Source organism: Nostoc sp. (genome assembly GCF_036919595.1).
Lineage (GTDB): Bacteria > Cyanobacteriota > Cyanobacteriia > Cyanobacteriales > Nostocaceae > Nostoc.
Genome location: NZ_JBALCO010000170.1, coordinates 30,802 through 43,643, shown reverse-complemented (window position 1 = coordinate 43,643; position 12,842 = coordinate 30,802). Strand labels below are relative to the sequence as shown.

The following is a 12,842-nucleotide window of genomic DNA, read 5'->3' as shown; positions in this document are numbered from 1 at the left end:
GGCGGAGCGTCTTTGGCTCCGCTCCTAACTCATACTAGGGACGATATAACCACAACGGTAAACCACTGGTAGACATTTCAAATTCGAGCCAATCAATACCAGCCCCAATTCCTGATGAAACCTGACGACTTCCTGGTAAAAGGCGACTCAATAAAGGTTTACGTTCCTCTAGGGTATAGCAGAGAGTTTTTTCCGGATCAAGACCGACCAGTTCTGCTGTCCAGCGACGGGCATCTTCTTCTGTACCCAGGCGGTCTACAACACCCAACTCTAGGGCTTGCTGTCCAGTAAAAATCCGACCATCAGCGAAACTTTTCACAGTTTCTACTGCTAAAGAACGGCCATCAGCTACCGTTTGGACAAACTGCTGATAACTTGTGTCAATCAACTCTTGCAGGATGTTTGCTTCTGGTTGAGTTAGTTCCCGGTCAAAAGCCAAGATGTCTTTGTAAGGGCCAGACTTAATTACCTGGAAGGAAACACCAATTTTTTCTAGCAAGCGTTCCAAGTTATTCCCACGCAAAATCACACCAATACTACCAGTAATCGTACCTGGGTTAGCTACGATGTGTTCGGCTCCCATGCCGATGTAGACTCCTCCAGAAGCCGAAATATTGCCAAAGCTAGCGACGATTTTAATTTTTTCGCGCAAACGCTTCAGGGCGCTGTAGATTTCTTGGGAATCTCCGACTGTACCGCCAGGACTATCAATACGTAGCAATAATGCCGGAAACTTTTTTTCTTCTATAGTTTTCAGGGCTTCTAGGACGCGTTTGCGAGTAGCACCGGCGATCGCACCAGTAATTTCAATCCGCGCAATTTGTTTTCTAAACTTGGGCTTAAACGGCCAAATCATGAGTTGTCAACATACCTCGTAATATAATTCAATATAGATGCCCAGAGGTCACACGACTTGGTTTACTCTGTTAAGAAACATAAGCAGACACTGTGCTAATCAGGATTTTAAGGAAATTTTTATATTTGGCAGTGAGTTTTTTTTGATATTCTCAAGAAATGCTAATCAAGTCCTTAAAGATTGCAGCTAACACAAAATGCCAAACTCTAGTTTAACGTCAAACGTAGTGATTTAGCACAGACTATTTTAGCGGTTTTGTAGAATTCAAAATTTTAAAATCCTTGATAATTAATCTTTTTGACCTCTTGATAATTGATTTGCTACGGTCGCGCACCTGTACTAGTCGTCAGTAATTAATAACTAATAACTAATGAATAATAAGTATTTAATCAATAATTTCGGTACTAAATTTAATTAGGAAAAATTCATTCAGCAACACTAATCCCTATCTAGGTTAAGACCAGTAGTACTTTCACTTTTGGAAATATCACTTTTTCCTTCGTTGTACAGCCTATGAACACCTGACAAAGGTATTTACACTACTTATGAATCAATTCGTAAAATTTGACACCGATAATAAGCGTACATATCAAATAGTGCCCCGACGAAACTCCAGGTCAAGCTAATCACAAATAATCCCCGCAGGGGAGTTCCACTGCCAAAGGTAGCGAGAAAATGCATAATCTGAGTAGCGATCGCCTCAGTAAATTCTTGTAAACCGGGTAAGTGACCGATGAGGGATAAAAGGAACAGTCCGCCGCCAACGAGTAACATGGGAGCGACAAAACTAAAAATGATCGTAAGTAGTAAAGAGCGGAGAAAGTTAATGAAAATAGTCATTTAGGACAAACTCCGTGAGTAGAGATGACAATAGCTCGATAGCGGTTTGTCATTTTCTACAATACGTGCGATCGCTTCAGAGCAGACAATCTGTCAAAAATCTTAAGTTTTCATTAAAAGAAATTGCTACCAGTTACAGCACATGCTGGGGATAGAAAAAATGACTTAAATCTACGAAAACCTTGTAAAATCAAGGTATATAGCCAAGGCTAGTACCTATTTATTGGTTTGCAGTATGTTTAACAACAGCTTCATTTTCTGAGAGCATTTTTAATCTAAGTTAATATTCAGCCCCGTTGGGGGTATGGGGAGATGGGGGAAATAACCAATGCCCTAGTCGCCAGTCCCCATTCCCTATTCTCAACCACTTCCGCTATTCTTAAGGCAGTTACCGAGTTAGCTACAGAACATTGAACCAGACTACATCCAAATCCAGTTTAGGAGAATGGAGTCAGCGGCTGCTGGCAGCGATTTTTCTGGGTGGGCAAGTGCTAGTTCACCTATTGAGGGGCAAAATCCATCGGCGCAACACCTTGCAACAAATGGCAGCAGTTGGGCCTGATTCCCTATTTATTGCTCTATTGACGGCTATTTTCGTTGGCGCAGTGTTTACCATTCAGGTGGCGCGGGAATTTATCAACTTTGGCGCAGGAAACATTATCGGCGGAGTGCTTTCTGTCGCGTTGACACGAGAACTCGCTCCTGTGTTGACAGCAGTGGTTTTGGCCGGGCGAGTTGGTTCTGCCTTTGCAGCCGAAATCGGTACCATGCGGGTCACAGAACAAATCGATGCCATGTTGATGTTAAGAACAGATCCAATCGATTACCTAGTTATTCCCCGTGTCCTTGCTTGCTGTTTAATGCTACCAATTTTAACCCTCTTGTCTTTGGTAACAGGGATGTTCGGGGGATTAATTATTGCGACAAATATCTACAGCCTGTCTGATACGGTATTTCTAGACTCAGCCCGTAACTTTCTTGGTATCTGGGATATTTTGAGCGCCATGATTAAGGCGTGTTGCTTTGGCATTTTAATCGCCGTAATTGGTTGCAGTTGGGGGTTGACGACAACAGGAGGAGCCAAAGGTGTAGGACAGTCAACCACAACTGCTGTTGTGACTGCCTTACTAATTATATTTGTTAGCAACTTCTTTCTTTCTTGGTTAATGTTTCAGGGGACTGGCAGTGCATTCTTGCAAGGCCTATAAAAGTAAGGAGTAAAGCCGGAGACGCTCTGCCTCCGGTTAGGAATTATGAGTTAAAACTCCTTACTCCTAACTCTTAAAATAGGAGAGATGCCTAGCAATAAAGCAGGATTTAAGACTGTGACCAGTTCATTTGCTCCTAACTCCACATCAACTGTGGAACTCAAGCCTAGTTACAATATACCTATAGTATTGGTGATTGCCGCCATTCCACTACTGTTGGTACAACCGTTGGTAGGTTCCGTTTTCACACTGTTTGGTTTGTTTCTCATGTTTCAGGCGTTAACGCTGCGTTTACAATTTACCGCCACCGACTTAGATATTTACAGAGGCGAAAAATTGATTCGGCGCTTTCCCTACCAGGAATGGCAAAACTGGCGGATATTTTGGAGTGGAGTCCCCATTCTGTTTTACTTTAAAGAAATTAAAAGCATTCACTTTTTGCCGATTTTATTTGACCCCAATACCTTGAAAAATTGCTTAGAACAACGTTGTCCACGTATTTAGTACTGACATTAATTACCGATAAGGTTGCCCCAAGCTCTGGGGCAAAATCCCCAAGTCTGACCAAGCTTGATTTTGTGCAGTTTCACAAATAATTGGTATGAGTACTATCTGTGCTGAGTCGTTTTGCTCTAGACTCATAACTCAGCACTAATGACTCAGGACTTTTATAGCAGGTCAATTGTAATATTTCTGAAAGCTATTTATTCGCGTCATAGGAATTACACTATTGTTTATGAACCCAGAGGAATCTCAAACCCCAGAACCAATTGATGAGCGGTTGGCAGAAAAACAAGAACAGAACAATACAGTAGAACATCCAGTAAATCCATCTGTTGAGTTAGTGGTAGAAACAGCAGCCATTAGCTCATCACCAGACTACGCAACTTTTGAGCCACTCATCTCCAATGCAGAAGTGGTAGATTCTACAGTAGAGCTAACAGAAAATTCAAATGGCGAGTTTGTAACGCAGTTAGAAGCCGGAAATGTCGGACTGGGGTCAAAAATCGGCTCAGGAAATAATTCATTATATGCAGAGGCAGAGCAGCGAGTGGCAGAGTTGCAAAGCGCTGAAGCTGCCCTTAAGGAAGAAATAGCCAAGCTGCAAGCTTCTTACAAAAACCTTCAGTTACAAGTGACTGAAACTCAAAGCTCACTGGGACGGCTCGTGCAAGAGTCACTGGTGCAATTAGAACAACGCAAACAAGCGCTGCAAATTTCTGTAGAACAGCTAGAACGCCGTCAAGAACGTATCCGCAACGAGATGCGAACCACTTTTGCCGGAGCATCCCAAGACTTAGCAATTCGGGTGCAGGGTTTTAAAGACTATCTCACAGGTAGCTTACAGGATTTGGCCGCAGCCGCTGAACAGTTGCAACTGACACCAAGTGTGGTGGAACGAGAAAAACCATCTGTAAAAGAGGCTAAACCAGTTGAACCCCAACCTGGAATACCCCAATTTGCCCAACAGCAATTTCAAGATACTACAAAGCAAATTCGCCGCCTAATTGACCAATACCGCAATAAACCAGATTACTACGGACCAGCGTGGCAACTACGCCGTACCTTTGAACCAATCCACGCAGAACGAGTCTCCAACTGGTTTTTTACTCAAGGGGGACGGGGTGGTTTGCGGACAATGGGTAGCCGCTTACAGAATATCTTAATTGCCTCAGCCGCAATTTCGATATTACACAAGCTGTATGGCGATCGCGTCCGTACTTTAGTTTTAGCTAATACACCGGAGCGATTAGGTGAATGGCGGCGCGGCTTGCAAGACTGTCTGGGAATCGGTCGTCCGGATTTTGGCCCAGACCGAGGTGTAGTATTATTTGAGGCGTCTGATGCTCTGGCTCAGAAAGCAGACCGATTGACGAAGGCCAATCAACTGCCCTTAATTATGATTGACGATTCAGAGGAGCAAATCAGTTTGTCACTGCTGCAATTTCCCCTGTGGTTAGCCTTTGCTCCTGACCCCAAAACCGTGAGAAACTATGATGATGACTTTTAATTAGTCAATAGTCCAGAGTTAAAAGCTATTTCTCTGGACTTGTTTGAATTTTGCATGAGTGAATTTTAAATTTTATTATGGCTATTTGGTTAACCGGATGTGGGGCAATTGTGGTCATAGCCTACCTGCTGGGTTCTTTTCCCACTGGGTACATTGCTGTGAAGCAGTTAAAAGGTATTGATATTCGGGAAGTTGGTTCAGGTTCCACTGGTGCAACTAATGTACTAAGAACCTTGGGGAAAGGGCCAGGAGCATTGGTTTTAATACTTGATTCGTTAAAGGGAGTATTAGCGATCGCTATAGTTTACTGGTTGTTCCATTTTGCATCCAGTCAAAATTTTATCCCCCCAACGGTAGATGCACAAGCGTGGCAACCCTGGTTAATAACAATAGTAGGGTTAGCTGCCATCCTGGGACATAGTAAATCAATTTTTTTGGGCTTTACCGGTGGTAAATCTGTTGCTATCAGCTTGGGGATTTTGTTGGCAATGAGTTGGCAGGTAGGTTTAGCAACAGCGGGTGTGTTTGCCGTCGTTGTGGCAATATCGCGGCTTGTCTCTTTGAGTTCAATTGCAGGTGCGATCGCTGTTTCCATTTTCATGATACTTTGGCATCAACCGTTACCCTATGTTCTATTTGGGATTGCCGGTGGATTGTATGTGATTTTGCGCCATCGCACTAATATTGAACGACTGCTTGCGGGAACGGAGCCAAAAATTGGGCAAAATGTAGAGATACCAGAACAAACTGCATAATTAACCAACTGCAAATAGATATATTTTTTGCCCCATACTTCAGCCGGATTAAGCTTATGAATGAACTTTGCCTTTAATTAAACGGTGGAAAAGACGGCAAGGCCACAAAAAAGCTCCACAGATACTTACTGAGGCAATGGCGGCCACAACTCGCCAACTCGAACTAGACGGAGTGGCAGAATCTGAAGGATGAGCTTGTGTACTTTTAGCTAGTTCTGGCACTGAATGAGATAACTGACTGGCTGTACTCACCCCTTCAATCGCTGCTCCAATTAGATAAGCTACAAGGGCAATTACTAGCCAGTGATTCATAATATTCCACTGTTTGAACTATGAGCGTATACTTGGCAGTGAGGAATTATTTGATTTCTCGTGCTAATCATTGCCGCCTTGCCCGAAGGATAATCGACCTTCGGCTGTATCACGAATCAGGGGCAGTTTAGATTTTATATAAGTATTGAGGGTGCTATCTGCCTGGACATCAATCCCCTGCTTAACTTTTAACTGCTGGAGGAGCAATTGTACTAAAGCAGCATCGTCAAACTGGAGCAGGGTGCTGACCTGGGTAGATTCGATTACAGCCCAGAGCTGTTGCATCATTTTAGCAGTCACCATGAGTCTGTATCCTCTTAAGCTTTTCTTTATATTTGCACGGATTTAGAATTTGTAGTTAGTTTTTATCTAAAGATTTATAAAGATGTATGCTGAAAACGCCTGAGTCAGTTAAGAGGGTTAAGTTATAGCATTTTTTAATTGATTGAACTATACTACTGTCTATTATCTATCTTAAACCGTACCTATAAATAAAAAAACTGCTAAAAGACTTAGATCCTCCCTAACCCTCCTTTCTAAGGAGGGAATTAGAGCAAGGCTTTTGAAAAGCCACAATGCAGATATACGTAAGCATTGGCGCTTTTTGTGGAGGAAAACTTCAGTCGTTGTCGTCTGGTACTTTTGCTAGAAATTTATTGTGAAACTCTAGCACAAGCTCCTTCCTGACCAGAAGGATCGGCAAAAACTGCTAAAGTGTGATATTCCGGGTTATCTGTTTTATATATTACTCGAAAAGTATACAACCTATTTCTACCTTGCCCTTCGGTAACAACTGTTAAAAGTGTATTGCTAGTGGGAGGAAGCCCAGGAATATTCAGTTTTTTAATCCGTCTGAGTTGAATTACATTCGCTGCGGAGTTTTTACAATCTCCTCCACTACTATTAGAGTCTTGACCAAACTGCATACATACTGGCCCATCAAAGTCTATAGTTACCTGTGATGGATCGTTTAACCAAACTTTTTTAATTACTTCTCCAGCCGGAATAAAGCTTAAGTTTGTTCCTTGTTGATACCAAACGTCGATCGTAGGTATTGCTCCCCCTAAACCCTGTGCTTGACATGAAAATATGGAACGCAAAACAGCGTTATTAGCACCAGCGCGGCCTACTAACAAGAACATAGCAACCGAGAAAATTAAGGAAGCTATAGGTAGGAAATAAGAATTACCTGGGGTATTTCCTGACAAGTTAGAATTACTTTTCATGGTTGCAAATGGGAAGATTGGTAGATAGAACAAAATAATATGGAAAAGATACAAAGAAAACTAATTACCAATTACCATTACCCAATCAAAAATCTAAAATTGGTATAAATCCTATCTCCTAAAACTAGATTGGTTGATTAACGTATAATTCAACAGTTGTGCCGGCTTTCATAAACCAAACATTAGTTTGTTGTGACATTTGGGCGATCGCTTGTTGATTACGTTGGGCAATTTGGGGTACTACAGAGTTCAAACCACCTTCCACAACTCCAGCGGCAAGGTTGCGTCTGGGCTCAGTGATAGTAGTAATGTAGCCGCTGTTAGTGGTGGTGTTGGTGGTGGTACCGTTGGCATCGGTAACTGGAGAAACTGCTTGGAGATGAGTATCAGGGAGATTTACTAACTCTGCTGCTTTAGCAAGACCTCCCAAAACGAATAGTCCTGCATCCATTGATGCTATGGACGAACCTTGACTGGGAAATTTATTTGCGACTAAAGGTTTACCTTGGGCACCGCGAAGAGTAATTGCATTGCTGGGTAAGCTTTGTTCGGTAGAGTTGCCATTATTTTGCGAGATAAGTTTAGTTACGTTCATCTGCATAAGACCTTGTTCGTTAATGGAACTAATTTCAGCTAGGAACTCAGTGTTTGCAGGTATAACGGTAGTACCATCCTTAGATTTTAGTGCTTCTTGTGATTTGATCACAAATACGTTTTTCCCTTCGCCTGTTTCATCACCACCGCCTGATTTAGTAGTAGTTTCCCCAAATATCGCTGTTGCTAACACAGCTTTAGCACTAGTCCCTATTGCTAAAGATTTCTGTCCCACGGGTTGCGCTTGACTCACCTCAGGAGTAGGAGTTTCCGGTTTTGGTGTCTGTTGTTGCTGTGGCTGCGGATTGTTTGCAGGTTCAGGAGCAGCTGCGATGTTATTAGGTTGATCAGTGAGACTTACTTGACCGTAGCTACCTAACTTTGCTAACCTTGCCCACTCTTGTAATGGGCTTGGTGGAGGTGGTGGAGTTATACTGACTACGGGTTGAGTGTTTGGCTGTACAACTGGTATTTGGGGCGATGGCAAAGGTTGAGAAGCAGGTACTTTAACGATGCGCTCAATTGTCACTGTCCGAGGTACGTAAGCTGTTGATGGTGGGGGTATTGGGATCACTCTTTCTGTACCTCTGGAAGAAACTGACGGTTCTGCTTTTAAGACTACTGTCGGCGTTGATTTGGCAGTTCTAAGCTGTTGTTGGGCGGCTTTCACCATCTCCGCTTGTTCAGTCAGAGCTAATTTCGTTTTTAGAGTATCTACTTCGCCTGCTAGCTGTTGAGAGGTAGATTCATCAGTTGGCTGCTCAGGCACTTGTGGAGGAACAATATTTTTTGGCTTGGGATTGCTACTCATCAACTGCGACAAAAACACACCACCCACCAAAACGATCGCTAAGGTAGCAGCCCCTACCAAGCCTAACTTTGCAAAGGGATTAGATGAGAGGGGTTGCTTAGTCTGAACTTCTTGTGGAAGAGATAGCGACTCTTGCGGCGTTGCAGAGTCTTCTGATTCTTGGGCATCGGTAGAAGATTCTTCTTCAAAGCCGACTAACCTTGACATCCGCGATTCCCAATCAAAAGATTCTACATCTTGTTGGTGAGCATCGGTGGTTAGAGTAAATCCATTTTGAGCAGGTGTTTCCGCAGGAATTGAGTATTTAGTCATGGTAAAGCTTGATTGGGATTTCCAGAACAATTTTTATCTTTGATATCACATACATTATAAATTTCTAGTCTGGCTTCACCAAGGCGGTAAGCTGCGGACTGCAATGGTAGTGCTGCATTTGGTAGGGAAGTTGCGGGTTCATCTATTGCTCTAACTAAAATTTGTTTATTAAATGAAGTTGATTTTCCCAACCTATCATAACCGCTAAAAACTAGTTGATTAGCAAACATCTCCACTTTCCACTGTCCATTACCTATTTCTGTAGGTTGAGAGATTTTTTGGATTACTAATACATTCTCTGCTCCTCTGTTAACATTTTCAAATTGGCTATCTGGATTTAAATTAGTAAGTTCTGACTTCAGTTTTTGTTTAAAATTATCAGCTATCAATTGGGAGGTAATTTCCCAGACTTGCGTTGGCGGCTGTTGATCTGACCAGGTAAGCATTAGGCTCATGGTTTCACCCACAAACCGCCGAATAGCCTCTGGCTGTCGCTCTAAATTTGGTTCGGGGTCTACGGTTATAGTGCGACCATCAACAAGCTGCACTAAACTTTGAGGTGTGAGTTTACGACCTAACTGCTGTAACATAGACCCGTTAAATAGTAGTAAAAGCAGGGTAAATACATTTAACCCAAATGTTCCTACTGCCAACAGTGGCAATGGGTTATTTTTCCTATTTTCTGGTTTGAGTATTTGCATTTATATTTATATAAAATTAGTGAATTATAAATCTATACGTCTTATTTGATTGTTTAAAAAACTCTGTAAAACTCGAAAAGGCTAATTCCCTACTCCCCAGTACGCGATTAATCACGTCTCTCTCTACCTACTCATCTGATAAAGCTATCAGATGTTTGTCCAGCCCTGCATTGTGTAAATTTATCATTGTTAACGCTGTTGTTGCCATCTAGCAAACATAAGTTACGAACTTCATAAATTTCTAATCTATCAGCGCGGACACTATAAATTGCTTTTTGTAAGTCTGTGCCATTGTCGCCTTGAGGATTACCAAAATAATCTGCTGCACGTACAAGTAAATCTTTGTTAAAAGGAGTTATGAGTCTTGCACCACCAACTCGGTTTTTTTGAATTAAGTCGGCTACCATACCTACTCGCCACTTTCCTGGTGCAATTTGTTTTGGCGGATAAACCCGCTTAATAACTAATTGTGATGTCATCATTAGGCTGGGATTCTCAGAGAAAACTTCTGCTGGTGTCATTTCTGCAACTGTGCTTAAAAAACCTTTGCGAAAGTCTTCGGATAAGGCGAAACTTGCTATCCAACTACTGGTACTAACCTTTTGGCTACCACCTTGAGGTGTTTGAATAAGAATTCCTAAATCAGGTTTGGGGTTTGCAACTTCTTCAATATTTTGTGGTGGTAAGGTTCCAGACCAGGTAAACATTGATATCATCGTTTTGCTGATGAATTGGCGAATTGCTTCTGGTTCTCTTGCTAAATCATCGATATTACCTACTGGTTTCCCATCTATTAATTGCACAAAGTTTGGAGGTTTTCGCAGACTAAGTTGGCGAATATTTAGCCCTTGTAATAAGAATAAAAACAAAACTAATATATGTAAACTGAAGGTTGCGATCGCAAAAAGTGTCAAAACACTTGCTATTGATTGTCTTTTTTCTAGTAAACGCACCATTTACTCACCTCTTATGCAAAAAACTTCAGCTATTCTATATAAATTATCATTTGCATATAATTCAGCAATTACGACACTTGCCAAAATTTTATTCATCTGGAATTTGGAGTTTCCTATATCCTCTCCTTTACTAAAGAAGCCGTATTGCTGATAGCACTGAAAACCGCAAAACCGCCAGCAGCAGCCACAACTAACGATAAAATTGGTGCTAAAACTCCCAGAAAAATTATGAACCACATTAAGTCTGGATCAGCATTAGCATTTTGGCCTGGCCCATTTACAATAACTGCGGCAGTCAGCACAGCAATAATATTGAATGAAATCTTGGCAATTCCAATAGATAAAAATCCGGTCACCCATGCAAAAATTGGTTTACCAGCTACAGGTAGTAAAGACCCACCTACGGCTATTGGCCCTAAAACCGCTATCAGCAACATAGTAGCTTCTATCAAATTCTGGAAGGCATATTGTAAGGAAACTAAAAAGTTTTTGATGCTTGTTTGGACTGTAGAACCTAACAAAGAATTAAATGAGGTTTCTGATACAAAGCCTTTGTTATATCTAATATTATCTAACTTAGTTTGTAGCCTATTTATCCAAATTTTCCTTCCGTATGTATTTCTATATTTCTGCAATATAATATTGATTTTATCGGCAGCGCTGACAAAGCACTGATTTTGTTGAGCGCCAGTTAGCGATTGGCAAGGACGCAGAAAAGAACCAGTTACTTCTTCAGCAACACTCATATTCAGCGCTTGTTGGTATATTTTATCCTTATCTGCTGAGTCCACCACTCCCTGATTCACATTGTTTAAAACATACCTTACTCCCAGTGTCAGATTAGAAAGCATACTTCCATTCCCTGAATTACTTAAGAGAATCACCACCAGAAAAGGCCAGATTAAAGCTGATATTGGACGACTATATTCGTAGGATATTAAGTCTTTGAGGAATTGTATCATAAAAAATAACAGGGTTCCTACCGCAAAAAAAATACCCAGATTTGTCAGCGCTCCATACAAGTTATTACTGGTATTATTTTGTAATAAATCCAGCCATTGTTGATTCCAACCATCGGCAATACTTTGAGAAGTTGCGGCACCATTATTAAGAACCTCATCAATGCCTACTTGGGCACCTACTTGGGCAAAAATTAGTTGAATAGCAAGTTGCATTTTGAGTTGATGGGCTGTTTTTTTAGATTTCGTAGGGAGCGTTAGAAACGTAACGCACCATCCAAGATGCTTTCGGTGCGTTAGCGACAGCCTAACGCACCCTACCAAACCGTTTTTTTAGATTTGCTGTTGGTTTGTAAAAAGTTTAAGGATTTTAAAAATTGATTGGATGGAAAATTAGAGTTTTTTTATCCTAAAATCAGACTTATTAACTTCTTTTTTACTAGGACTTCTAAACAAATCTAGTTGAGAAGTAGCTCGTAAAAGTCGCGCCGCTTCTGTAGATGTATCTAATCTCCGAGCGCGATTTGCCTCTTCTACCTGCTGAGAAATATTCGCTAAATTTAAATTAGAATATTGTAAAGACTGATTCGTTTGTATTGTTTGAGCAAATGTTTCACCTACAATTTGTGATTGTGCCTGTTGAATCTTAATACTTTGCAATTGAGTAGCACCTATTAATTGTGATAAAGCCGAAATAGCACCAGTAGTTGCGATATCTCCAGCAGTAGCAGCTACAGTCTTAGCAAGAGATGTAGGAATAAAACTGCGAGCTTTATCAATAAATGCTTTGCTCCCTACATCCGCCTCGTCGGTAGAATCTGCAATACTTTTCAGTGTGTTTTCAGTATTTTCTAACTTTACTTGTGTCCGATTTTGTCCATCTTTACCAAGAATAGCTTCCGCTGCTCCACGAGTAATAAAACGATTGAGTTCATTACTAACTAAATTTGCCCGTACCGCTGCATTATTTTCAAAGCGGCTTGCTTTAGATTCTGAACGATAAGATTCGTTGATAATGTTATCACGAACATTTTGTCCTGCATCGACGGGGTTAGGTATCTTCAATTCTGTATTTCCCTTGGCACTATCAAGAGCATTTCGACTCTGTGTTTCTACAGGGTTTAAGTTTTCGCTCAGATTATTTTGAAAGTATTTTCCCATATCTGTGGAATATAATTTAAAATTAGTCCAAACCTCGCCTAATCCCGATCCAAGTTGAACTTGTGCCATTGCTGGTAAGATTGCCAGGGATAGCAACGTAAAAGTAAAAATGGTAGTTTTCCGCATACATCTGTGCCTGA

At 41.3% G+C, this 12,842-nt stretch carries 15 protein-coding genes; 4 read left to right on the top strand and 11 right to left on the bottom strand.

Annotation, left to right across the window (positions count from 1 at the left end; translation table 11 throughout):
* Nucleotides 1-34 precede the first annotated feature (34 nt).
* Both sppA and V7K21_RS26355 read right to left on the bottom strand, forming a co-directional pair.
* A complete protein-coding gene (gene sppA, locus V7K21_RS26360) occupies nt 35-856 on the bottom strand; it encodes a signal peptide peptidase SppA (protein ID WP_335022554.1) in 822 nt (273 codons plus the stop codon).
* Between the two features lie 543 nt (nt 857-1,399).
* Nucleotides 1,400-1,696, bottom strand: a complete 297-nt coding sequence (locus V7K21_RS26355; RefSeq protein WP_335178450.1) for a hypothetical protein — start codon at nt 1,694-1,696, stop codon at nt 1,400-1,402.
* Between the two features lie 410 nt (nt 1,697-2,106).
* On the opposite strand from V7K21_RS26355, the gene V7K21_RS26350 reads away from it, so the two are divergent.
* The gene (locus tag V7K21_RS26350; RefSeq protein ID WP_335178449.1) at nt 2,107-2,904 is read left to right on the top strand and encodes an MlaE family lipid ABC transporter permease subunit; all 798 of its coding nucleotides are present in this window, start codon (nt 2,107-2,109) and stop codon (nt 2,902-2,904) included.
* Nucleotides 2,905-2,991: 87 nt separating this feature from the next.
* Nucleotides 2,992-3,408: a DUF3119 family protein gene (locus V7K21_RS26345; protein WP_334792739.1), complete on the top strand. Its 417-nt coding sequence runs from the start codon at nt 2,992-2,994 to the stop codon at nt 3,406-3,408.
* A gap of 12 nt (nt 3,409-3,420) precedes the next feature.
* Here the strand turns inward: V7K21_RS26345 and V7K21_RS26340 are convergent, their stop codons facing one another.
* Nucleotides 3,421-3,546, bottom strand: a complete 126-nt coding sequence (locus tag V7K21_RS26340) for a hypothetical protein (RefSeq protein ID WP_335178447.1) — start codon at nt 3,544-3,546, stop codon at nt 3,421-3,423.
* 94 nt (nt 3,547-3,640) lie between these two features.
* On the opposite strand from V7K21_RS26340, the gene V7K21_RS26335 reads away from it, so the two are divergent.
* Together V7K21_RS26335 and plsY are read left to right on the top strand one after the other, a co-directional pair.
* Nucleotides 3,641-4,915 (top strand): DUF3086 domain-containing protein, encoded by a 1,275-nt coding sequence (locus tag V7K21_RS26335; protein ID WP_335178445.1) that lies wholly within the window; start codon nt 3,641-3,643, stop codon nt 4,913-4,915.
* Between the two features lie 77 nt (nt 4,916-4,992).
* The gene (plsY, locus tag V7K21_RS26330; protein ID WP_335178443.1) at nt 4,993-5,670 is read left to right on the top strand and encodes a glycerol-3-phosphate 1-O-acyltransferase PlsY; all 678 of its coding nucleotides are present in this window, start codon (nt 4,993-4,995) and stop codon (nt 5,668-5,670) included.
* Between the two features lie 54 nt (nt 5,671-5,724).
* Here plsY and V7K21_RS26325 read toward each other — a convergent pair whose 3' ends face one another.
* The 8 genes from V7K21_RS26325 to V7K21_RS26290 all read right to left on the bottom strand — a co-directional run bounded on the left by V7K21_RS26325 (nt 5,725) and on the right by V7K21_RS26290 (nt 12,771).
* Entirely contained in the window at nt 5,725-5,982 is a 258-nt protein-coding gene (locus tag V7K21_RS26325; protein ID WP_335178441.1) for a hypothetical protein, read from the bottom strand.
* 63 nt (nt 5,983-6,045) lie between these two features.
* A complete protein-coding gene (locus V7K21_RS26320) occupies nt 6,046-6,285 on the bottom strand; it encodes a hypothetical protein (RefSeq protein ID WP_335178439.1) in 240 nt (79 codons plus the stop codon).
* 350 nt (nt 6,286-6,635) lie between these two features.
* Nucleotides 6,636-7,208 carry a hypothetical protein gene (locus V7K21_RS26315; protein WP_335178437.1) on the bottom strand — a complete coding sequence of 191 codons (573 nt, stop codon included), beginning with the start codon at nt 7,206-7,208 and terminating at the stop codon, nt 6,636-6,638.
* 124 nt (nt 7,209-7,332) lie between these two features.
* Nucleotides 7,333-8,925, bottom strand: coding sequence for a hypothetical protein (locus V7K21_RS26310; RefSeq protein ID WP_335178435.1), 1,593 nt, complete (start codon nt 8,923-8,925; stop codon nt 7,333-7,335).
* On the bottom strand, nt 8,922-9,626 hold the full coding sequence (locus tag V7K21_RS26305) for a hypothetical protein (protein ID WP_335178433.1): 705 nt from the start codon (nt 9,624-9,626) through the stop codon (nt 8,922-8,924). Before V7K21_RS26305 ends, V7K21_RS26310 begins: the two co-directional genes overlap by 4 nt.
* 131 nt (nt 9,627-9,757) lie before the next feature.
* Nucleotides 9,758-10,582, bottom strand: coding sequence for a hypothetical protein (locus V7K21_RS26300; protein ID WP_335178432.1), 825 nt, complete (start codon nt 10,580-10,582; stop codon nt 9,758-9,760).
* A gap of 113 nt (nt 10,583-10,695) precedes the next feature.
* Nucleotides 10,696-11,757: a hypothetical protein gene (locus V7K21_RS26295; protein ID WP_335178430.1), complete on the bottom strand. Its 1,062-nt coding sequence runs from the start codon at nt 11,755-11,757 to the stop codon at nt 10,696-10,698.
* Nucleotides 11,758-11,934: 177 nt separating this feature from the next.
* Complete coding sequence (locus tag V7K21_RS26290) at nt 11,935-12,771, bottom strand: hypothetical protein (protein WP_442948921.1); 837 nt, start codon at nt 12,769-12,771, stop codon at nt 11,935-11,937.
* Nucleotides 12,772-12,842: the final 71 nt, after the last annotated feature.